Consider the following 22,689-nt stretch of genomic DNA (forward strand, 5'->3'; position numbering starts at 1 on the left):
ATGGCTGACCCCTCCACCTACCGTCCCAAGACGTCGGACATCCCGACAGATCCGGGAGTTTACCGGTTCATCGACGAAGACGATCGCGTCATCTACGTCGGCAAGGCGAAGAACCTTCGCCAGCGCCTCGTGTCCTACTTCCAGGATGTCGCCTACCTTCATCCGCGGACCGCCCAGATGGTGACGTCGGCCAGCCGGGTCGAGTGGGTCGTGCTCAGCACCGAGGTTGAGGCGCTCACACTCGAATACCAGTGGATCAAGGAATTCGATCCGCGGTTCAATGTTATGTACCGCGATGATAAGTCGTACCCCTACCTCGCTGTCACGACAGCGGAGACATATCCGCGGGCGATGATTACCCGCAACGCGCACCGGCGTGGCAACCGCTACTTTGGCCCCTACACCCAGGTGTGGGCGATCCGCCACACTCTCGACTCCCTGCTCCACACCTTCCCAGTGCGTACGTGCTCACCCGGGGTGTTCCGGCAGGCCGAAAGATCCGGCAGGCCCTGCCTGCTCGGCTACATCGATAAATGCTCCGCACCCTGCGTGGGAAGAATCAGCGTCGAAGATCACCGCGAGCTCGCCCTCGAGCTCTGTAGCTTCCTCGACGGGGACACGGGCCGCCACATTCGTGCCCGCGAAAAGGACATGAAGGAGGCTGCTGCCGCCCTCGACTTTGAGCGGGCCGCGCGGTTACGTGACGATGTCGAAGCGCTCACTCGCGTCGTCGAACAAAACGCCGTCGTCCTTCCTGACCGCACCGACGTCGACGTGTTCGGCCTCGTGGCCGACGAGCTCGAAGCCTCCGTCCAGGTGTTCCACGTCCGTGGCGGCCGCGTGCGTGGCCAGCGCGGATGGGTGACGGAGCGGGTCGAGAATCTTGATGATGCGGGCCTCATGACGGCGCTACTCCTGCAGGTCTATGGCGAGCAGGGCGAGAACAGGCTCTTGCGCGGGTCTCGCGACCTGCCAGCCGGGCAGGCCCGCTCGGTCGACGACCGCACTCACACGCCGACGACGGCGATTCCGCGCGAGATCATTGTGCCGGTCCTACCTGACGATGCGGAGGCATTGCTGGCCTGGCTGGAGGAGCGTCGCGGCGCTCGGATCAATCTTCACCTCGCCCAGCGCGGGGACAAGCGCAGGCTCGCGGAGACCGTTCACGAGAACGCGCGACAGGCCCTTGCGCGCGCGAAGATCAAGCGCTCGGGCGACATCACCCAGCGAGCCAAAGCTCTTGAAGATCTCCGTGATGGGCTCGGTATGGAGACAGCGCCGCTCCGCATCGAGTGCTTTGACGTGTCGCACACCCAGGGCACCCATCAGGTTGCCTCCATGGTCGTCTTCGAGGACGGCATGCCCCGCAAGTCTGATTATCGTCACTTCATCATCCGCGGCGATAACGGAGAGGGCGCACGTGATGACACGGCCGCGATGGCGGAAGTGCTGCGCAGGCGTCTTGCGCGCGTCGTCGAAGGCTCGCGGGATGTCGATGAGGACGCAGTATCCGGCGCGATCGACCCGGATACTGGCCGGGTGAAGAAGTTCGCCTACCGCCCCCACCTCATTGTCGTTGACGGCGGGTTACCTCAGGTCAATGCCGCGCAAACCGTTGTCGACGAGCTCGGTGTTGATGTCGCAGTCATCGGGTTAGCAAAAAGGCTCGAAGAGGTCTGGGTGCCCGGTGAGGATTTTCCCGTCATTTTTCCCCGGAGCTCGGCTGCCCTCCATCTTCTTCAGCACGTGCGCGATGAGTCGCACCGGTTCGCGATTTCACATCATCGTAAGCGCCGGTCGAAGGCGATGACACGCTCCCAACTTGATGCCATACCGGGACTCGGACCCGCCAAACAGAAGGGCTTACTCGATCGATTTGGGACCGTCGCTGCGATGAAGACAGCTACCGTTGAGGACCTCGCGACAGCCCCCGGAATCGGCTCTGCTTTTGCACAACGCATCTACGATCATTTCCATCCTTCCGAAGAGGACGGCACAGATTCGACACGGTGAGCCTGCCGAAGCCGGACCAAACCTGGCACGATAGGGCCATGAGAGACATCGACCAGACGGATTCATTCCCCGCGTGGGTGCCCGGTGCGGAGGCGGAAGCTGTCGCTCCTGAGCCGCAGGCGCCCGAGCTTATCGTTATCACGGGCATGTCGGGAGCGGGTAAGAGCCGCACGGCAGCAGTGTTGGAGGATCTCGACTGGTACGTTGTCGACAACCTGCCTCCCCGGCTCCTCAAGGCCCTGACCGGCCTCATCTCTCCGGTCGGCGGTGTGCGTCGGATCGCTGTCGTCGCCGATGTGCGCGGCAGGGAGTTTTTCGCTGAGTTGCTGAGCGTGCTCGATAGCCTCAAGTCCTCCGGGATCGGACACCGCATCATCTTTCTCGACGCCGATGATGACATTCTCGTCCAGCGTTACGAGTCGGTCCGGCGCCCCCACCCGCTTCAGGATGAGGGGAGGCTCCTTGACGCCGTCCACGCGGAGCGCAAGATGTTGGAAGCGCTGCGCAGTAGAGCAGACACGATCATCGACACGACCGACAAGTCCGTCCACGACCTGGCGCGGCACGTGCGCATTCTCGTCGCCGCCGAAGGCGAGCTGGCAACTCGTGTGACCGTCATGTCTTTCGGCTTTAAGTACGGCCTTCCGCTCGACGCGGACCACGTCGTCGATGTCCGTTTCATTAGCAACCCGTACTGGATCGGGGAGCTACGTAACCTGACCGGCCATGATAAGGCCGTCCAAGACTATGTCCTCTCTCAGGACGGAGTCGCGGAATTCGTTGATAAGTACGTTGACCTCATCGCGTCGATCATGGAGGGATACGAACGGGAGCTCAAGCCAACCGTCACGATCGCGGTGGGCTGTACGGGCGGAAAGCACCGTAGCGTCGCGCTGTCTGAACGGATCGCCGAGGGGTTGCGCAACCGTGGCTCGCGCGCCGTCACCGTTCACCGCGACCTCGGACGGGAGTGATGGCGTTGCCAACTGGATCTCGCGGTCCCCACGTCGTCGCCTTCGGCGGCGGCCACGGGCTGTATGCGACTCTGTCTGCGCTTCGTCACGTGACAGGGAACCTCACCGCCGTTGTCACGGTCGCAGACGATGGCGGCTCGTCCGGGCGGTTGCGGGCCGAGCTCGGAATCCTGCCCCCCGGGGACCTGCGGATGGCACTGTCAGCGCTGTGCGATGACGGGGAGTGGGGGCAGATGTGGCGCGATGTTCTCCAGCACCGGTACGTCACCGACGGACCCCTCAACAACCACGCCACGGGCAACCTTCTCATTGCCTCCGTCTGGAGCTTGCTTGGTGACAATGCCGAAGGGCTCGACTTCGTTGGGAGGCTGCTTGGCGTTCACGGCCGAGTCCTGCCCATGAGCGACGAACCGATGGAGATCGAAGCGGAATTTGACGAAGCGGGGCACAAGAAGATTGTCCGCGGCCAGTCGAAAGTTGCGATCGCACCCGGAAGGCTCGAGAACCTTCGCCTCATCCCGCAAGGCGCCACCGCACATCCCGCCGTCCTCGACGCCATCGCTGATGCGGACTGGGCTGTCTTCGGGCCCGGCTCGTGGTACACGTCCGTGATCCCGCACCTTATGCTTCCCGATATTCGGAAGGCCCTGGCTGAGAGCCCCGCGAAGATTCTTCTCGCTCTTAACCTCACCTCCGACACGGAGACGTCCGACATGGAGCATGGGGATTACATCAGGAGCTTTGTCGAGCACTCTCGCGGGCTGTCGCCGAGCGTCGTCGTCGCCGACCCGACAGCGATCGATGATCTAGGTTCGCTCGACGAGGCCGTGGGTGGTATCGGTGCGGGCCTCATCTTGCGCCAGGTTCACACCGCTGACAACCCCGCCATCCATGATCCTCTCCGCTTCGCGGCAGCGCTCAGGGACGCGTTCGAGGGGACGATGCATGACGTGGGCGCGCCGCGCGGTCGACAGAAGCGGTAAGATGGCTGAGCCCTGCCGGGCGTCTACATCTCTAGCGAAGGATGAACCAGCGGAATGTCTGCACTCACCGCAAGCGTCAAAGATGAGCTGGCTGCCGTCGATGCCAGCATGGCGTCTGCAGCCGTCGCCGAGATCGCAACGCTGTTTCGCTTCGCCGGCGGCATCCACATTAACTCTGGGAGGGTCGCTCTCCAGGCCGAACTCGGCCATGCCGGAGCGGCCAGGCGCTTGCGCGAGCTCGTCAGCCGTGCGTTCCGTGTCGAGCCTGAACTCCATACGGTTGCGAGCGGATCCCGCGGCGCCCACCACTACGTCGTTCGCATCGGCCGCGAAGGGGAGCGGGTCTCCCGCCGTATCGGTCTCATCGACACATACGGCCGCCCCGTCCGCGGCCTGCCGCCCTCCATCGTCGGTGGATCCAAGGCCGATGCCGCCGCGGCATGGCGCGGCGCGTTCCTCGCACGCGGAGCACTTCTCGAGCCGGGCCGTAACGCCGCCCTCGAAGTCATCTGTCCCGGCCTGGAGTCCGCCTATGCTCTTGGCGGCCTCGCCCGCCGTCTCGCCATCCCCTACAGAGCCCGCGAGTCGCGCGGTGCTCATCGAGTCGATATTCGGGAGGGTGACGCGATCGCTGCCATGCTCACCCGAATGGGAGCGAATGACGCTGTCATCCGGTGGGAGGAGTTGCGAACCGAGCGGGAAGTGACAGGAACGGCCAATAGGCTCGCGAACTTCGATGATGCGAACATGCGTCGTAGCGCAGACGCCGCGGTCGTCGCCGTTATCCGCGTCAAACGAGCTTTTGAGATCCTCGGCGACGACGTACCGGACAACCTGCGCGAGGCTGGCGAGTTCCGCATCCAATACCCCGATGATTCCCTCAATTTGCTCGGCGAGCGAATGAGCCCCGTTGCGACGAAGGATGCGGTCGCTGGCAGACTCCGCAGGCTCAACACGATGGCCGATAAAAGGGCGTCAGAACTCGGGATTCCGACGACTGTCGACACCGTGAACGAGCATCGTCGCAGACGGTCTACGCCGGGGGAGAAATAGTTCACCAATCACCTTCGTCCCGTATGGAAACACCCCGATCCTTGTATACTGGTGGCTGGATCGGCCGGCCTACGTCGACCGTGAAGGATGAAGCGGTTCGCTTCCCCAGACCTATATGACAATATGTGCGCTCAACAGTTGCGCATGAGGAGGAATAGAGTGACTATTCGCGTTGGTATTAATGGATTTGGCCGCATTGGCCGCAACTTCACACGCGCGGTGCTCGAGACGGGCGCTGACATTGAGATCGTGGCCGTCAATGACCTGACCGACAACGACACGCTTGCCCACCTGCTCAAGTATGACTCGATCCTCGGCGTCCTCAAGGAGGACGTCTCCGTTTCCGGCGACTCGATCACCGTCGGTAACATGACCTTCAAGGCTCTTGAAGAGCGCGATCCCGCCAACCTTCCCTGGGGCGACCTGGGTGTCGACGTCGTCATCGAGTCGACCGGCCGCTTCACCGACGGCAACACCGCCAAGGCCCACATCGAGGCGGGCGCCAAGAAGGTTATCCTCTCCGCTCCCGGCAAGAACGTCGACGCGACGTTCGTCCTCGGCGTGAACGAGAAGGATTACGATCCCGAGAAGCACAACATCATCTCGAACGCTTCCTGCACGACGAACTGCCTCGCACCGCTCGCGAAGGTTCTCCACGAAGAGTTCGGCATTGTTCGCGGCCTCATGACGACGGTCCACGCCTACACCGCTGACCAGAACCTCCAGGACGGCCCGCACTCGGACCTCCGCCGCGCCCGCGCAGCCGCGATGAACATTATTCCGACCTCGACCGGTGCGGCCCAGGCTGTCGCCCTCGTTCTGCCCGAACTCAAGGGCAAGTTCGACGGTTACGCCCTTCGCGTCCCGGTTCCGACCGGCTCGGCCACCGACCTCACCTTCACCGCTGAGAAGGAGGTCTCTGTCGAGGCCGTCAACGCCGCCATCAAGCGTCGTTCGCAGGATGAGGACCTCAAGGGCATCCTCGTTTACACCGAGGATCCGATCGTGTCTCAGGACATTGCCGGTGACCCGGCCTCCTCGATCTTCGACGCCGGCCTCACGAAGGTCATCGGCGATCAGGTCAAGGTTGTGTCCTGGTACGACAACGAGTGGGGCTACGCCAACCGCGTTGTCGACCTCACTGTCCTCGTCGGCGAGAAGCTCTGATCACTAGGTAGTGAAGAACTGACGCCCGCGCCACCCATACACGGGGCGCGGGCGTCTTTCTTGGAAGGACGAAAATGAAGACTCTTGACTCCCTAGGGGATGTCCGCGGCAAGGTTGTCCTTGTCCGCTCCGATTTCAATGTTCCGCTCGACGGCGACACCATCACGGATGATGGACGCATTCGCGCTGCCCTGCCGACCCTGACCCGGCTCGCTGAAGCAGGTGCGAAGGTTCTCGTCATGGCTCATCTTGGCCGTCCGAAGGGCGAACCCGACCCGAGATACTCCCTTGCACCCGTTGCGAAGCGACTGGGTGAGCTCGTCGGCCACGACGTCGTCCTCGCGGATGACACCGTCGGTGAGAGCGCGAAGAAGGTTGCGTCCGAGCTGAAAGATGGTCAGATCGCCCTCGTCGAAAATGTTCGCTTCGATGCCCGCGAGACGTCGAAGGACGACGCCGAGCGCGCTGCACTCGCAGATGAGTATGCGAACCTTGCCGACCTGTTCGTGTCGGACGGCTTCGGTGTCGTCCATCGTAAGCAGGCCTCCGTGTACGACATCGCTGAAAAGCTGCCGTCAGCGGCAGGCCAGCTCGTGTTCAAGGAAATTGACAGCCTCTCGAAGGCCACTGACAACCCGGAGCGTCCGTATGTTGTCATCCTTGGCGGCTCGAAGGTCTCCGACAAGCTCGGTGTCATTAAGAACCTCCTCGAGAAGGCTGATCGCCTGCTCATCGGCGGCGGCATGGCATTCACGTTCCTCAAGGCTCAAGGCCACGGCGTGGGCTCGTCGCTCCTTGAAGAGGACCAGGTCGAGACCGTCAAGGGCTACCTCAAGACCGCTGAAGAGCGCGGTGTCGAGATCGTTCTCCCCATTGATGTCGTCGTCGCCCCCGAATTCAAGGCGGATGCCCCTGCAACTGTCGTGGATGCGGATGCGATCCCGGATGATCAGATGGGTCTCGATATCGGCCCGAAGTCGGCTGAGCTCTACGCGTCGAAGATCGCCGATGCGAAGACGATCGTCTGGAATGGTCCCATGGGCGTGTTCGAGTTCGAGGCATTCTCGGGCGGCACGAAGGCCGTCGCTCAGGCCATGTCCGATGCTCAGGGCTACACGATTGTCGGCGGCGGAGACTCCGCGGCCGCGGTTCGCACTCTCGGTTTCGATGAGGCGACCTTCTCCCACATTTCCACCGGCGGTGGCGCCTCCCTCGAGTTCCTCGAGGGCAAGGACCTGCCGGGCATCTCGATCCTGGAGGGTTGATTATGGCACGCACACCGCTCATGGCAGGCAACTGGAAGATGAACCTCAATCACCTTGAGGCGAATCAGCTCGTTCAGAAGCTGGCCTGGACACTGAAAGACATGAAGCACGACTACGCGGACGTCGAAGTTGTCGTCTGCCCGCCGTTCACGGACCTGCGCACGGTTCAGACTGTCGTCGACGCCGACAAGCTCGAGATGGGTTATGGAGCGCAGGACATGTCGGCTCACGATGAAGGCGCCTACACTGGCGAAATCTCTGCATCGATGCTGACCGCCCTCGGTTGCACGTATGTCATCATCGGTCACTCGGAGCGCCGTGAATACCACGACGAGTCCGATGAGCTCGTCAATGCGAAGACCGTGAAGGCGATCGCTGCGGGCCTCACACCTATCGTGTGCGTCGGTGAGGGCCTCGACATCCGCAAGGCCGGCGACCAGGTCTCCTACACCCTCGCCCAGGTCGAGGGTGCTCTCAAGGACATCAAGGCCGAGAACGTCGAAAACCTTGTCATTGCGTACGAGCCCGTCTGGGCCATCGGCACCGGCGAGGTCGCCACTCCGGCCGACGCGCAGGAAGTCTGCGGCGCAATACGCGAGAAGGTCGCCGAACTGTACGACCAGGAGACCGCGGACGCCGTCCGCATCCTCTACGGTGGATCGGTTAAGTCGTCGAATATCGCCGACATCATGTCTGAGAAGGATGTCGACGGTGCGCTCGTCGGGGGCGCTGCCCTCAAGGCTGACGAGTTCGCCAAAATCGTCCGCTTCAAGGGTTAGGTCGCGCACGACCCGCTCGTCTACACTGGACGACGGACCGAAAGGACATCGTGGATATTATCAAAACGATCGTCACCGTACTGCTGGTGATCGCATCCCTCCTGCTTGTGCTCTCCATCTTGCTCCACAAGGGCAAGGGCGGTGGCGTTTCTGACATGTTCGGCGGCGGTATGTCGACCGCTATGCGCTCGTCGGGCGTCGCTGAACGCAATCTCAATCGCATCACCGTTGCCATCGCAGTGACGTGGGGTGTGTGCGTCATCCTCTACGGTCTTATCGTCAAGTTCGCGTAGGCGAGCATCGTCTGCCCCCGGTCAACAAAGACCGGGGGCAGACTCATTGCCCATACAGGCATGGAACTGGCAGTCCGTGCTCGTTCGACGCTGCACTCACGGCGTGCAGGCCACGCGCGAAAGCCGACACGGGCACTCACAAGATGGACACAGCACACTTCACAGCGACGGCATACCCACACGTGAGGAGACTGGACAGACGTGCAACGCGTCCTCCGCGACGTTCACATCGTCGGTGGCGGAGGAGCGCAGTCCGTGGCGGACCAGTCTGGGTCCACCGATGTCAGTACCCGTCGACGATTCCGTCGCCGAAGGCTTCAAGGACGTGGCCGTACGCGACGTCTGGGTCGAGCCGCTGAAGCTCCTCGATGAGGCGATGCTCCTGCGTGCGGGTTTCAAGGTTGACTCGCTGGTCGGCACGGCCCGGTCTGCGTAGGAGTGCAGCTGTCTCGCCGACTTCGCGATGTAGGACAAGGTCACCCGAGGCCCTCTTCATCGTCACCTTTTCCAGTCCGTAGCCCTCTGAGTTCGTGATAGAAACCGGCACATCCAGGCGCAGCCTGAGCCACGCGGAGATGAGGTAGGTTGATGCGTGTTCGAGAGACCCCTGAACCTCGACCGATTCAACTTGTTCGTAGGGAGGCTCGTCGAGCATAGCGGCGAGGTAGCCCCGCCACAGAGTACATCCGGCCCAGCTCATGTCCGTGTCGCCGGGAGTGTAGTTCGTCGCCAGCTCTTTGAGCACCGGAACAGGGTTCGTGTTGGCGATTGAGTTCGTGATCCTCCGCTGGGCGAGCTGACCGATCGGGTCCATCGCCGGGTTTGTCGGCGCGTCTTCGCTCCACCACACGACTACCGGCGTGTCAGGCAGCAGAAGCGGCAAGAGGAGAGAAGCGGGGTCTGTGCCAGCTCCGCCCTCGGGTCGCAGGATAATGACCTCGGAGACGCCGGCTTCGCCGCCGACCCGAAGCTCGGCCGACAGGGTCGCCTCATGCGCGTCCGGTTGGCGGTCGGGCAGGTAGGCGATGATGCGGCACGGGTGGGACAGTGATGCCCCATCCGCCGCGTCAAGCGCTGCTTCGATCGACTCGTTGTTCCGGGCGATGACGATGAGGGTGAGAACCTTGCCGAGTGCGACAGAGCCGGACATGTCCCGGAGCGAGTCGAGCTCTGCTGCGACATCGGCAGATGTCGTTGATGTCAGGTGCAGAATCATTTAGGCCCTCCTCCACGTGCGACCGTCACGGGCCAGCATCTCGTCTGACGAGGCGGGACCCCACGAGCCGGGCGGGTACGTGTCGATTGTGTCGAGCGTGTTCCAGTACTCGAAGGCCCGATCGAGGATCTTCCATGACTCCTCAACCTCCTTCTGCTGCGGGAACAGCGGCGGCTCGCCGAGAAGCACGTCGAGAATAAGGCGCTCGTAGGCCTCCGGTGTGTACTCGGTGAACGCGTGGCCGTAGGAGAAATCCATCGTCACGTCGCGGACCTTGAACGCCTGGCCCGGAATCTTGACCCCGAACCTGAACGTCACACCCTCATCCGGCTGGATCCGGATAACGAGAGTGTTGTTCTCCTGGCCAGAGGTCACGCGCGGCTCGAACGGCAGGAAACTTGGCTTCTTGAACACGATCGCGATCTCGGTCACGCGGCGAGCAAGGCGCTTGCCGGTGCGGACATAGAACGGGACACCGTTCCAGCGCCTCGTCCGAACGGCGAGCCGGAGAGCGGCGTACGTGTCCGTCTTCGAGTCGGGAGCGATGTTCGCCTCATCAAGGTAGGCCTTGACGAACCTGCCGCCCTGCCACCCCTCTGCGTACTGGGCCCGGACGGCGGATTCCTCGATTGGGCCATAGAAGTCGAGAGCCGCGAGGACCTTCTCCTTCTCTTGACGAAGGTCGTCCGGACTAAATGTCACCGGCTCTTCCATCGCCGTCAGCGCGAGAAGTTGGAGGAGATGGTTCTGGATCACGTCCTTCGCAGAGCCCACCCCATCGTAGTAGCCAGCCCGGCTACCGATTCCGATGTTCTCAGCCATCGTGATCTGGACATGATCGATATGGTCCGAGTTCCACAACGGCTCATACAGCTCATTGGAAAATCGCAGGCTCATGAGGTTCTGGACAGTCTCTTTGCCTAGATAGTGATCGATCCGGAACACATCTTTCGGATCGAACACCTTCGTCACGAGATCATTGAGCTCTCTCGATGACTCGAGATTGTGGCCAAAGGGCTTCTCGATGACGACGCGACGCCAGCCACTGCTCGTATCAGCCAGGCCTGCACGGCCGAGCTGCGTGAGGACAGTGTCGAACAGGTCTGGCGGGACCGCGAGATAGAACGCATAGTTGGCGCCCGTGCCGTGATGCTGGTCGAGATGGTCCAGACGCTTCGCAAGGCTTTCGAAGGTGTTCGGATCATCGTACTGGCCTTCGACGGCATCGAGACCGGAGATGAACTGGGCGAAGACCCGCTCGTTGAACGGTGTCTGCGCGTTCTCCCGCACCGCTCTCTCGACGATATCGACAAGGGGCTCACGGAGCTTCCGCGCGACCGCGGTGATCGCGAACGACGGAGGCAGGAGCCCGTGTGAGGCGAGGTCGTAGAGAGCGGGCAGGACTTTACGTTGCGAGAGATCGCCGGTGATGCCGAAGAGCACGAGACCCGAGGGCCCAGCGATCTTCGGTAACCGGCGATCTTCAGCATGCCGAAGTGGATTGGTCACGAGTCCAGTTTGTCCGTAACGGTCTCAAGAAGCGAGTTCCAGGACTCTTCGAACTTGGCGACACCCTCCTCTTCGAGCTTGTCGGTCACGTCAGCGAGGCTAATGCCGGTGCGAGCAAGGTCCGCGAGGACCGAGCGGGCCTCGTCGTAACCGCCGCGAACGGTATCGCCTGCGAGGACGGAGCCATCGAATGCGGAGTTAAGAGTTGCCTCCGGCATCGTGTTCACAACGCCGCGGGTGACGAGCTCGTCGACGTAGAGGGTAGGGGAGTAGTCGGGGTTCTTCGTTCCCGTCGACGCCCACAGCGGGCGCTGCTTGTTCGCGCCCTGCTCTGCCAACTGGGTAAAGCGCGGGGAGGAGAAAATCTCCTCGTACGCCTCGAACATGAGCCGTGCGTTGGCGAGCGCGACCTTGCCGCGCAACTCGAGAGCATCGCCACCGACCTCCTCCAGCCTCTTGTCAACCTCCGCGTCAATACGGGAGATAAAGACTGAGGCGACCGAGTAGATGGTTGACAGGTCGATGCCAGCCTCGGCGGCCTGCTCAAGGCCATCAATGTAGGCCTCAGCGACAGCGCGGTAGCGGTCGAGGGAGAAGATGAGGGTGACGTTGACGGAGATTCCCGCAGCAATCGTCTTCGTGATCGCTGGCAGGCCCTCCGGCGTCGCCGGAATCTTGATAAGAGTGTTTGGGCGATCGACGATCTCCCACAGCCTCTTCGCCTGCTTGACGGTCTCATCCGTGTCCCGCGCGAGCCGCGGGTCAACCTCGATCGAGACACGCCCGTCCTCCCCACCCGTTGCCGAGTAGATCTCGGCGAACAGGTCGCACGCGGCACGGACGTCATCCGTCGTCATCGCCTCGACCGCTTCTTCGGCGGAGCCGCCCTTGAAGGACGCGAGCTGCTCCTCGTAGCCGTCGCCGGCCGAGATAGCGGCCTGGAAGATGGAGGGGTTCGTCGTGACGCCGACGACGTTCTTTTCGTCGATGAGGGACTGGAGGTTACCGGTCGTCAGCCGAGACCGTGACAGGTCATCGAGCCAGATCGACACTCCCTCATCCGAGAGCTTCTTCAGGTTGGTCATGTTGTCTCCTCAGAGTGACGCAAGCGACTCGCGCGCAGCGGCAACGACGGCGTCAGCGGTGATGTTGAACTTCTCGAATAGGAGCGCGCCATCGGCCGACGCACCGTAGTGGTCGATTCCGACGCTGCGGCCGTGATCGCCCACGATGCCGGCCCAGCCGAAGGTGGTTCCAGCTTCGACGGACACGCGGGCCTTGACGTCGGTCGGGATGACCGAGTTCCGGTACTCCTCGTCCTGTTCGTTGAACCACTCGAGCGACGGCATGGACACGACACGGGCGCCGATTCCGTCGGCCGCGAGGGTCTCCTGTGCCTTAACCGCGAGCTGGACTTCGGAGCCAGTTGCGATGAGGACAACGTCCACACTGTCGGTCGGGGAGTCGGACAGGACGTAGGCGCCCTTAAGGACTCCTTCGGCCGATGCGTGCTTTTCACGGTCAAAGACGGGCAGACCCTGACGCGAGAGGATGAGTCCGGCAGGCCGGTCGCCGCGCTCGAGGATGCCGCGCCACGCGTACGCCGTCTCATTGGCGTCAGCGGGACGGACGACGTCGAGGCCCGGGATTGCACGGAGCGCCCACAGGTGCTCGATCGGCTGGTGCGTCGGCCCATCTTCGCCAACACCAATGGAGTCATGCGTCCACACGAAGGTCGACGGTGCTCCCATGAGGGCGGCGAGTCGGACAGAGGGACGCATGTAGTCGGAGAAGACAAGGAACGTGCCGCCGTAGGGACGGGTCATGCCCTGCAGGGCGATACCGTTGACGATCGCGCCCATGGCATGCTCGCGAATGCCGAAGTGAAGGGTACGGCCGAAGAGGTTGCCTGCGAACATTTCCGACTGTCGATCCTCGGGGAGGAACGACGGCTCACCCTTCATCGTCGTGTTGTTCGAGCCGGCCAGGTCGGCGGAGCCACCCCACAGCTCGGGGAGGACGGGCGCGAGAGCGTTGAGGACAGCACCGGATGCGGCGCGTGTTGCGAGAGCCTTATCGGGGCCGAACACGGGCAGGGACTCTTCCCAGCCTGCCGGCAGCTCACCCTTGACGAGTCGGTCGAAAAGGTCGGCACGCTCGCCGGCGCCCTCACGCCACTCGTCGAAGCTCTTCTCCCACGTCTTGCGAGCCTCGGCCGCGCGCTTCTTGGCGTTCTCCCTCGTGTAGGAAATGACGTCCTCATCGACCTGGAAGTTCTTATCCGTGTCGAAGCCGATGGCCTCCTTGAGTCCGCTGATCTCATCGGCACCGAGGGCGGAGCCATGGGCGGCGCCGGTGCCCTGAGCGGTCGGGGAGGGCCAGGCAATAATCGTCGACAGGCGAATCATCGACGGCTTATCGGTGACCTTCTGCGCCTCGAGAATCGCGTTGTAGAGAGCCTCCGGATCCTCCTTGTACTCACCGCCGCCATTCGTCCAATCGACGTGCTGGGTGTGCCAGCCGTAGGCGGCGTAGCGGGCGAGGACGTCCTCGTTGAACGCAATGTTCGTGTCGTCCTCGATTGAGATCCGGTTATCGTCCCAGATGACGATGAGGTTGCCGAGCTTCTGAGTGCCCGCCAGCGACGAAGCTTCGGAGGTCACACCCTCCTGGAGGTCGCCGTCGCCAGCGATGACATAGACGAAGTGGTCGAACGGGGACTCTCCAAGCGGCGTCTCAGGATCGAACAGACCGTGCTCGCGGCGCGTCGCATAGGCGAAGCCGACCGAGGAGGCGAGACCCTGACCGAGCGGCCCGGTCGTGATCTCGATACCGTCCGTGTGGCCGTATTCGGGGTGGCCAGGCGTCAGTGAATCCCACGTGCGCAGCGCTGCGATGTCCTCGACTTCAAGGCCGTAGCCGGTGAGGAAGAGCTGGTTGTAGTGGGTGAGGGACGAGTGGCCAGCAGACAGAATGAACCGGTCGCGGCCGACCCAGCGAGGTTCGGCCGGATCATGGCGCATGATCTTGTTGAACAGAACGTAGGCGGCGGGAGCCAGGGAGATGGCGGTGCCCGGGTGGCCGTTTCCGACCTTCTGGACCGCATCAGCAGCAAGGGCTCGCGTCGTATTGACTGCCCGCTGGTCGAGGTCGGTCCACGTAAAGTTATGAGAATCCACTATGACTCCTAGTGATGCAGATCGTTATGGGCGATTACCGCCAGTCTAGACTGCCCTGACCTGCGCCCTTCTTTTTATCTCGAAAATTCAGCGATTGGGGTAGTTCTCACGTAGATCTGTCAGGGCCAAGGTCCCACCCTCTACCCTGCGGCCTTTGGTATGGCCGTAGCCAGTGTCGATGCGATAGAGTATGACACCAGTGTTCGCGAAAAGGTGGTTTGAGTGAGTGAGCGGTCGACGTCCAGCCTGGAAAAGGCAGAGGTAGCGACGGAAAGTCCTCCGAAGCCTCTCCATCCCACCACGAAGAAGCGCTCGACAGTTGCAGCGTATATCGCGCTGACAAAGCCGAGAATCATTGAACTTCTTCTGACGACGACGATCCCCACCGTCATCCTTGCGGCGGGTGGCTGGCCGAGCTGGCAGGTGCTCGTGTCCTGCATCGTTTTCGGTTACCTCGCGGCAGGGTCTGCGAACGCCTACAACATGGTCCTCGACCGCGACATCGACGCCGTCATGAACAGGACAAAGCAACGTCCGCTCGTCACTGGCGAGATTTCCGCTCGCGCGGCGACGATCTTCGCCACCGCGCTCGGCATCATCTCGATCATCGGTTTTGGGGTGTTCACGAACTGGCTTGCGGGTGCCCTCGCGGCCATCGCGATTCTCCTCTACGTCGTCCTCTATACGATCATCCTCAAACGTCGCACGGACCAGAACATTATCTGGGGGGGAGCGGCAGGCTGCATGCCCGTCCTCATCGCGTGGGCGGCGCAGACCGGCACTCTCGACTGGGCGGCTGCAGTCCTGTTCCTCATCATCTTCTTCTGGACACCCCCGCACTACTGGCCGCTGTCGATGAAATTCGCCAAGGACTACCGCAAGGCCGGAGTGCCGATGCTCGGCGCCATCGCTGACGATGCTACGGTAAGCCGCCGAGTCGTTCTCTATGGCGCTCTCACCGTCGCGGCCACCCTCGCTCTCATCCCCATCGCCCCGATGGGACTGCTCTACTCGGTCGCAGCCGTGGCCGCAGGGGCGTGGTTCCTCTGGTCGTGTATCGACCTCTACCGCCACGCCCGTCACCCGGAGCGTGGGCGGCCGAAGGCGATGAAGGTGTTCCACGGGTCGATTTACTACCTGACGATCATCTTTCTCGCGATCGCAATCGACCCCTTCCTCGTGTGAGAGTCCAGCGGGCGGTCTCGGGATACCTCGACTGGATCGCCGTGGAACGGTCGCTGTCGCCCAACACTGTCAACGCCTACTCCCGCGACCTCGCCCGCTACCTCGCATATCTCGACGGTCTCGGAGTCGCGGAGCTCGACGAGATTGATTCCCCTGTTACCGCGGGCTTCTCTGAGAGCCTTGCCGACGAGGGATTGTCCCGATCATCCGTCGCTCGGACGCTCACCGCGGTGCGTTCCTTCCACCGCTTCTGTGTCGCTGAGGGCTGGACACAGATCGATCCGGCCCGCGATCTCGCCTTGCCGAAACAGGACCGACGACTGCCGAAGCCGATAACGGTTGAGCAGGTGGCGGACCTCATCGAGGCAGCCGCCGCCCAGGACCCTCCGCTCGGGCCGCGGGACGCGGCCCTTATCGAGCTCCTCTACGGAACCGGCGCCCGTATCACCGAGGCGCTTGCGCTCGACGTTGACGACGTCGACATGGTGGGGGAGTCCGTGCGGTTGTTCGGCAAGGGTGGCAAAGAGCGGATCGTTCCGCTCGGCTCCTATGCAGTCGACGCGGTTGGGGCTTATCTTGTGCGGGCTCGGCCCGCACTCGCCCAGAAGGGAAAGGGGACGAGCAGACTGTTCCTCAACCTGTTGGGTCGGCCCCTGTCCCGCCAATCTGCGTGGGCGGTTGTTCAGGACGCCGCGATCCGAGCAGGAATCACAGGCCACATCTCGCCACATACCCTCCGGCACTCGTACGCGACACACCTCCTGTCCGGCGGTGCCGATATCAGGGTTGTTCAGGAGCTTCTCGGCCACGCGTCGGTGACGACAACCCAGATCTACACGGCGGTCACGATCGAAACCCTCCGGGAGACCTACGCGATCTCGCACCCTCGCGCACGGAGTCGGACGTGATTCGCTATTGTTGAAGCGTGACCGACAACCCGAAGCAGCCCCCGCTCATCAGCGACCCGACCGGCGACGACTACCCGTACCCGCCGGATCTTGATGGGCATGGTCCTGCCCGCATCATCGCCATGTGCAATCAGAAGGGTGGCGTCGGCAAGACGACGACATCCATCAACCTGGCTGCCGCTCTTGCTGAGTATGGGCGAAAGGTTCTCGTCATCGACTTCGACCCGCAAGGCGCAGCCTCGGCTGGTCTTGGCATTAACGCGCGCGGCCTCGACCGCACGATCTACACCGAGCTTCTCGCCGCAAAGCCCAACATCCGCGACATCATCCATGAGACGTCGGTTGAGGGCCTTGACGTTGTTCCCGCAAATATCGACCTCTCGGCGGCAGAGATCCAGCTCGTATCCGAGGTTGGTCGGGAGCAGACGCTCGCTCGAGTGCTCCGTCCTGTGACCGATGACTATGACGTCATCATTATCGACTGTCAGCCCTCCCTTGGCCTGCTCACCGTCAACGCGCTGACCGCAGCCCACGGCGTCATGATCCCGCTCGAGGCCGAGTATTTCGCGATGAGGGGGGTTGCCCTTCTTATCGAACAGATCGACCGTGTGACCGAGCGTCTCAACCCGAAGCTACGCCTGGACGGCGTTCTCCTCACGATGGTTGACCTGCGAACCCTTCACTCCCGCGAGGTCATCGCCTCTGTCGAGGAAGGATTTGGGGACAGGGTGTTTACGACGAAGATCGCTCGCACCGTCAAATTCCCGGACGCGACGATTGCCGCTGAGCCGATCACGACGTATGCGCCAACCCATGCGGGTGCACACGCCTACCGCCGGCTGGCCCGTGAAGTCATCGCCCGCGGCCACAGTGCGTAAGCAGGACACCCTTTTCGAGACCGAGGGAGCGCTCGGCTTCGATGTCAGCCTCGATGTTTTTTCCGGTCCCTTCGACGTTCTCCTCTCTCTTATTGCGAAGAGGCGGCTCGACATCACAGACATCGCGCTCGCCGAGGTGACTGACGAGTTCCTCGCACATGCTCGAGCGCGTGCGGAGATGGACCTGTCCCAGGCCAGCGAGTTCCTTGTTGTCGCCTCGACCCTTCTCGCTCTCAAGGCGGCCCGACTCCTGCCAACCGCCGATGATGATGACGAGGATCTCGAGCTTCTGGAGGCGCGGGACCTGCTTTTTGCGAAGCTCTTGCAATACAAGGCGTACAAGGATCTCGCTGTCATGATCACGCGCACGCTCGCGGAGAATGCACGTGCCATGGCGCGTGATGTGCCGCTTGAGGAAGAGTTCGCAGCCCTCATGCCAGAGGTTGATCTTCGGATCTCTCTCGACGGTTTTGCCGAGCTTGCGCGCCAGGCTCTCGAACGGGACATGTCGGCGCCGGAGATCGAGCTTGACCACCTCCATGCACCCCTCGTCTCAGTCGATTCCCAAGTCGATGTTCTCAAAGTCAAACTTGCTGGTGGACGAGTCGTTTCCTTTCGGGAGCTGTGCGAGGATGCTCCGACGATCGCGACCGTCGTCGCGCGTTTCCTCGCCGTGCTCGATCTCCTCAAGGACAACTCGGTGACAGTCCTTCAGGATGGCGCACTTGCAGAGCTGGAGGTTCAGTGGACGGCATGAGAACTGGGAGCACCGGCAGCGAACGAGAGGCCGGGTCAGTGGACACTGCTGACCTCCGGGAGGTTCTCGAGGCGATCCTCATGGTTGTGGCTGAGCCGGTCTCCACTCGGCACCTCTCGCAGGTCCTTGGCGTTGCGGAATCGGTGATTGAGCAGCGGCTGCGCGCCCTTGCTGCCGACTATCGCGGTGAGACGGGGACGAGGCGCGGTTTTGAGCTACGCGAGGTGGGGGCGGGATGGCGGATCTTCTCGTCACCGCGGTTTGCGGATGAGGTTGGGGCGTTCATCACCTCGGGCCAGACGGCACGGCTGTCGGGCCCCGCGCTCGAGACGCTTGCTGTCATCGCCTACCGACAGCCCGTCACTCGCTCCCAGATCGCGGAGATCCGCGGTGTCAACGTCGACGGGGTCGTGAGAACCTTGACAACTCGCGGGCTTATCGAGCCGACCGGTCAGGAGGCTAGTGGTGCGGTCCTGTATGGTACTACTGGATATTTTCTTGAAAAAATGGGGATGACGTCGCTTGCGGAGCTTCCGCCGACGGCCCCGCACCTGCCAGAGCTCGAAGAGCTTGACGAGATGGAGAAGGATCGACGATGAGCGAACAGGGCGAGCGGCTACAGAAGGTTATGGCACATGCCGGCGTGGGCTCCCGTCGCGCCTGCGAGGACATCATCGAACAGGGCCGCGTGTCTGTCGATGGAGCGACTGTCACGAGGCTCGGCACGCGCGTTCTGCCCGGCCAGATCATCAGGGTCGACGGGGAGCGCATCATCTTCGATGAGTCGAAGGTGACGATCGCGCTACACAAGCCAGCTGGCGTTGTGTCGACGATGGAGGACGACATGGGCAGGTCCTCGCTTGCGCAGTTCGTTGAGGATCGCACGGAGCGTCTCTACCACGTTGGTCGGCTCGACCAGGACACAGAGGGTCTGATTCTTCTGTCCAACGATGGCGAGCTCACTCACCGCCTCACCCACCCGTCCTTCGAGGTGCCGAAGACCTATGTCGCAACAGTCGAGGGCCAGGTCAACCGAAGCTTGCAGCGCATTCTCGAGAATGGCGTCAACCTCGAGGAGGGCCTCGTCAAGGCCGATCACGTGAAAATCATCGAAATGGGCCTTCCCAATTCGATCGTCGAGATCACCCTCCACTCGGGTGCGAACCGTGTCGTTCGCCGGATGCTCGATGCAGCAGGGTTCCCCGTCACCCGTCTTGTGAGGACCTCGTTTGGCACGATCACGCTCGGGAGGCTCAAGCCCGGCCGCTCCCGCATCATCGGCGGAAGCGAGCTCGGCGCGCTCATGAAGTCGGTCGACCTGTGATCGTCCGCATCATCGGCACGGGTCTGCTGGGGACGTCCCTCGGCCTTGCCCTGTCGGGGCGTCACGAGATTCAGCTTGAGGATGCGTCGCCGATGACGGCGGCGCTGGCACAGGACCTCGGCGCGGGCCTGCAGGCCAGCACCGATTCGCCTGCCCCCGATCTTGTCATTGTCGCTACCCCGCCCGACGTGGCCGCAACAACAGTGAACAGCGCCCTCGTGGCTTTCCCGCATGCGATTGTCACTGACGTCGCGTCCGTCAAGGAGATCGTCCTCGCGGAGGTGACGGGGGGCCGCGAGCGCTACGTTGGCTCTCATCCGATGGCAGGCAGGGAGCGGTCGGGGGCGATCGCTGCCGATGGGGATCTCTTCATCGGTCGCCCCTGGGTTGTCGTCCCGCACGAGACCTCACGGCCGGATGCGATTGACATGGTCAAGAGGATTGCAATGGAGGTGGGCGCATTTCCGATGGAGATGGGAGCCGCTGCCCATGACAGCGCGGTCGCCCGCGTCTCCCATGTTCCCCAGCTCATGTCGTCCCTCGTCGCGGCAACCCTCGTCGATGCCCCGCCGTCCAGCCTCGATCTGGCGGGCCAGGGCCTGCGGGATGTCACCCGTATCGCTAGTTCCGATCCCAAATTGTGGGCGACGATCATCGCGGGTAATCCGGCTTTTGTCGCAGACATTCTCTGCAGTATTCGTTCCCGACTCGATTCCCTCATTGACGGTGTCAAGACGATGGCGGAGCAGAACACGCACACCGGTGTCGCGAGCGTTGCACGGGTCATCAGTGACGGCAATATTGGTGTGTCGCGGATTCCTGGCAAGCATGGCGGGGCGCCTGTTCGCTATGCCACGGTCTACGTGCTTGTGCCCGATAAGCCCGGCGAGCTCGGCAGGCTTTTCACTGAGACTGGGCAGATCGGGGTCAACATCGAAGACCTCACGCTTGAACATTCGGCAGCGCAGCCCGTGGGGCGGGCCGCGCTCAGCGTCAACCCGTCCCAGGCGAAGCCTCTGGCTGACGGCCTCGAGGAGCGAGGCTGGACAGTCGCCTCGGTTGAAATGGAGGAAAACTGATGGCTATAACGATTGCCGTCGACGGGCCGTCCGGTTCCGGCAAGTCCACTGTGTCAAAAGAGGTAGCTCGCAGAAACGGACTCGCCTACCTCGACACAGGCGCCATGTACCGGGCTGCGACATGGTGGGTGCTCGACCAGGGCGTCGACCCGGACGATGAGGAGGCAGTCATCGCCGCTGTGAAGGCGATGGAACTGACCGTGCCAGTCGATCCCGATGATCAGGTCATCCTGTGCGCTGGCCGTGACATCACCGACGCCATCCGCACGCCGGAGCTCTCTCGGGTTGTGTCCGCAGTGTCGTCATACTTCCCGGTGCGGGACATCCTCATTCGCATGCAGCGCGACATCATCACAGCCGAAACCAAGCCGGACTCGTATTCATCGGGCCGCGGCATCGTCGCCGAGGGACGTGACATCACAACCGTCGTTCATCCAAACGCTCACGTTCGGGTGCTTCTCACCGCCTCCGAGGAGGCACGGCTTGAGCGCCGTGCGAAAGAGTTCGCGGGTACCGTCGACGCGAAGACGATCGAGCAGACCCGCGGTATCGTGTCCGAACGAGACAGGCAGGATTCTGCCGTCACCGCGTTCTTAACGGCAGCTGATGGCGTTGTCACCATCGACTCCTCGTCGATGTCGATCGCCGACGTTGTTGACACCATTGAGAACCTCGTCAGGAGGGTCACATGACCGACGACCAGACAGAGGCGCTGCGTAGCGCACTGGAACAGTACGACCTCACCGAGGAGGACCTCGCTGAACTTGAGTGGCGCGGCGACAGTGCCGCCCCGGTTGAGCGCCCCACACCGCCTGTCCTGGCGGTCATCGGCCGCCCGAACGTCGGCAAGTCGACACTCATCAATCGCATCCTCGGGAAGCGCGTCGCGGTCGTGCAAGACACTCCAGGTGTCACCCGTGATCGGGTGCGTTACGAGGCGTCCTGGAATGGGCGGGACTTCATCGTCGTTGACACGGGCGGATGGGAGGTCAAGGTTGATGGGCTCGACCTGTCAGTCGCCCAGCAGGCTGAGGTCGCGATTGAGCAGGCCGACGCCGTGATGTTCGTCGTCGACGCCACGGTCGGCGCAACGTCGACCGATGAAGAGGTCGTCCGGCTTCTGCGGGCCTCGGGCAAGCCCGTCATTCTCGCTGCTAACAAAGTTGACTCGCAGTTGCAGGAGGCGGACGCCGCCTACCTGTGGGCACTTGGACTCGGTGAGCCTTACCCTGTCTCGGCTCTTCACGGCCGCGCGTCCGGAGACCTCCTTGACCGGGTCATGGAGGTTCTGCCGGACCGGTCCCAGACGGGTGGCCCGCACATTGATCGCGGTGCCCGGCGGGTTGCACTCGTCGGCCGCCCAAACGTTGGCAAGTCCTCCCTCCTCAATCGGCTGGCAGGCGAAGAGCGTGTCGTCGTCAACGAAGTCGCGGGAACAACGCGTGACCCGGTCGATGAGCGGATCGAGCTCGATGGTGAGGCGTGGACATTTGTCGATACCGCCGGCATCCGCCGCCGCGTCCACCAGACCTCCGGAGCTGACTTCTATGCATCGTTACGGACCCAGAACGCCATCGAAAAGGCCGATATCGGTCTCGTCTTGTTGGATGCATCAGAGCCGCTCACGGAGCAGGATGTTCGTGTTATCCAGCAGGTCGTCGACGCTGGCCGCGCGCTCGTTATCATCGCGAACAAGTGGGACCTCGTCGACGTTGACCGCCAAGAAGAGTTCAATCGTGAGCTTGACCGTGAGCTTGTTCAGCTGAGCTGGGCTCAGCGTGTCAACCTATCAGCGCTCACGGGCTGGCACACGAACCGGCTAACGAAGGCGTTGAACGCCGCGTATGAGAACTGGCATCGCCGCATCAGCACTGCGAAGCTCAACAGCTTTCTCGGCGAGTTGGCGTCCGCCCACCCTCATCCCGTGCGTGGAGGCAGGCAGCCGCGTATCTTGTTTGCGACACAGCCGTCCAACTGCCCGCCGAGGTTCGTCATCTTCACGACCGGTTTTCTCGACCACGGCTACCGCCGCTTCATTGAAAACCGGCTACGCGAATCATTTGACTTCGCGGGTACCCCGATTGAGATCTCTGTCCGAGTGCGTGAACGACGGAAGCGGAGCTAGCC

21 protein-coding genes are annotated in these 22,689 nt (G+C 62.6%); 17 read left to right on the top strand and 4 right to left on the bottom strand.

The genetic code is table 11. The annotated features are described in order from the left end of the window. The 8 genes from uvrC (at nt 1) to secG (ending at nt 8,527) form a co-directional block, all read left to right on the top strand. On the top strand, nt 1-2,013 hold the full coding sequence (gene uvrC / locus H7E91_RS09455) for an excinuclease ABC subunit UvrC (RefSeq protein WP_182354853.1): 2,013 nt from the start codon (nt 1-3) through the stop codon (nt 2,011-2,013). 38 nt (nt 2,014-2,051) lie between these two features. Further along, the gene (rapZ, locus tag H7E91_RS09460) at nt 2,052-2,987 is read left to right on the top strand and encodes an RNase adapter RapZ (protein ID WP_182354854.1); all 936 of its coding nucleotides are present in this window, start codon (nt 2,052-2,054) and stop codon (nt 2,985-2,987) included. Continuing rightward, on the top strand, nt 2,987-3,970 hold the full coding sequence (locus tag H7E91_RS09465; protein ID WP_182354855.1) for a gluconeogenesis factor YvcK family protein: 984 nt from the start codon (nt 2,987-2,989) through the stop codon (nt 3,968-3,970). The genes rapZ and H7E91_RS09465 overlap by 1 nt, the downstream gene beginning before the upstream one ends. Before the next feature lie 54 nt (nt 3,971-4,024). Continuing rightward, complete coding sequence (whiA, locus tag H7E91_RS09470) at nt 4,025-5,023, top strand: DNA-binding protein WhiA (RefSeq protein WP_182354856.1); 999 nt, start codon at nt 4,025-4,027, stop codon at nt 5,021-5,023. Between the two features lie 159 nt (nt 5,024-5,182). Continuing rightward, nucleotides 5,183-6,190, top strand: a complete 1,008-nt coding sequence (gene gap / locus H7E91_RS09475) for a type I glyceraldehyde-3-phosphate dehydrogenase (protein WP_182354857.1) — start codon at nt 5,183-5,185, stop codon at nt 6,188-6,190. 74 nt (nt 6,191-6,264) lie between these two features. After that, a complete protein-coding gene (locus H7E91_RS09480) occupies nt 6,265-7,455 on the top strand; it encodes a phosphoglycerate kinase (protein WP_182354858.1) in 1,191 nt (396 codons plus the stop codon). Between the two features lie 2 nt (nt 7,456-7,457). Beyond that, entirely contained in the window at nt 7,458-8,234 is a 777-nt protein-coding gene (gene tpiA / locus H7E91_RS09485; protein ID WP_194309228.1) for a triose-phosphate isomerase, read from the top strand. Nucleotides 8,235-8,284: 50 nt separating this feature from the next. Continuing rightward, on the top strand, nt 8,285-8,527 hold the full coding sequence (secG, locus tag H7E91_RS09490) for a preprotein translocase subunit SecG (protein WP_182354859.1): 243 nt from the start codon (nt 8,285-8,287) through the stop codon (nt 8,525-8,527). 283 nt (nt 8,528-8,810) lie between these two features. Here secG and H7E91_RS09495 read toward each other — a convergent pair whose 3' ends face one another. The 4 genes from H7E91_RS09495 to tkt are packed head-to-tail and all read right to left on the bottom strand — an operon-like array spanning nt 8,811 to nt 14,434. Then, nucleotides 8,811-9,743, bottom strand: a complete 933-nt coding sequence (locus H7E91_RS09495; RefSeq protein ID WP_182354860.1) for a glucose-6-phosphate dehydrogenase assembly protein OpcA — start codon at nt 9,741-9,743, stop codon at nt 8,811-8,813. Then, nucleotides 9,744-11,252, bottom strand: coding sequence for a glucose-6-phosphate dehydrogenase (gene zwf, locus H7E91_RS09500; RefSeq protein ID WP_182354861.1), 1,509 nt, complete (start codon nt 11,250-11,252; stop codon nt 9,744-9,746). After that, the gene (tal, locus tag H7E91_RS09505) at nt 11,249-12,337 is read right to left on the bottom strand and encodes a transaldolase (RefSeq protein WP_182354862.1); all 1,089 of its coding nucleotides are present in this window, start codon (nt 12,335-12,337) and stop codon (nt 11,249-11,251) included. Before tal ends, zwf begins: the two co-directional genes overlap by 4 nt. Before the next feature lie 9 nt (nt 12,338-12,346). Beyond that, complete coding sequence (gene tkt / locus H7E91_RS09510; RefSeq protein ID WP_182354884.1) at nt 12,347-14,434, bottom strand: transketolase; 2,088 nt, start codon at nt 14,432-14,434, stop codon at nt 12,347-12,349. Nucleotides 14,435-14,653: 219 nt separating this feature from the next. Between tkt and H7E91_RS09515 the strand changes: the two genes are divergently transcribed. Genes H7E91_RS09515 through der form a run of 9 tightly spaced genes read left to right on the top strand, consistent with a single transcriptional unit; the run spans nt 14,654 to nt 22,687 of the window. After that, on the top strand, nt 14,654-15,616 hold the full coding sequence (locus H7E91_RS09515) for a heme o synthase (protein WP_206680409.1): 963 nt from the start codon (nt 14,654-14,656) through the stop codon (nt 15,614-15,616). Beyond that, a complete protein-coding gene (gene xerD, locus H7E91_RS09520) occupies nt 15,613-16,524 on the top strand; it encodes a site-specific tyrosine recombinase XerD (RefSeq protein ID WP_182354863.1) in 912 nt (303 codons plus the stop codon). Before H7E91_RS09515 ends, xerD begins: the two co-directional genes overlap by 4 nt. 17 nt (nt 16,525-16,541) lie before the next feature. Beyond that, nucleotides 16,542-17,402 carry a ParA family protein gene (locus tag H7E91_RS09525; RefSeq protein WP_422111041.1) on the top strand — a complete coding sequence of 287 codons (861 nt, stop codon included), beginning with the start codon at nt 16,542-16,544 and terminating at the stop codon, nt 17,400-17,402. Further along, on the top strand, nt 17,371-18,159 hold the full coding sequence (locus tag H7E91_RS09530; RefSeq protein WP_182354864.1) for a segregation/condensation protein A: 789 nt from the start codon (nt 17,371-17,373) through the stop codon (nt 18,157-18,159). The genes H7E91_RS09525 and H7E91_RS09530 overlap by 32 nt, the downstream gene beginning before the upstream one ends. After that, on the top strand, nt 18,156-18,758 hold the full coding sequence (gene scpB / locus H7E91_RS09535) for an SMC-Scp complex subunit ScpB (RefSeq protein ID WP_182354865.1): 603 nt from the start codon (nt 18,156-18,158) through the stop codon (nt 18,756-18,758). The genes H7E91_RS09530 and scpB overlap by 4 nt, the downstream gene beginning before the upstream one ends. Next, entirely contained in the window at nt 18,755-19,483 is a 729-nt protein-coding gene (locus H7E91_RS09540; RefSeq protein ID WP_182354866.1) for a pseudouridine synthase, read from the top strand. The genes scpB and H7E91_RS09540 overlap by 4 nt, the downstream gene beginning before the upstream one ends. After that, nucleotides 19,480-20,562, top strand: a complete 1,083-nt coding sequence (locus H7E91_RS09545; protein WP_182354867.1) for a prephenate dehydrogenase — start codon at nt 19,480-19,482, stop codon at nt 20,560-20,562. The genes H7E91_RS09540 and H7E91_RS09545 overlap by 4 nt, the downstream gene beginning before the upstream one ends. Then, entirely contained in the window at nt 20,562-21,254 is a 693-nt protein-coding gene (gene cmk, locus H7E91_RS09550; protein ID WP_182354868.1) for a (d)CMP kinase, read from the top strand. Before H7E91_RS09545 ends, cmk begins: the two co-directional genes overlap by 1 nt. Next, nucleotides 21,251-22,687 (top strand): ribosome biogenesis GTPase Der, encoded by a 1,437-nt coding sequence (gene der, locus H7E91_RS09555; protein WP_182354869.1) that lies wholly within the window; start codon nt 21,251-21,253, stop codon nt 22,685-22,687. The genes cmk and der overlap by 4 nt, the downstream gene beginning before the upstream one ends. Nucleotides 22,688-22,689 lie beyond the last annotated feature (2 nt).

It is taken from the genome of Flaviflexus huanghaiensis, from assembly GCF_014118685.1.
Taxonomy (GTDB): domain Bacteria; phylum Actinomycetota; class Actinomycetes; order Actinomycetales; family Actinomycetaceae; genus Flaviflexus; species Flaviflexus huanghaiensis.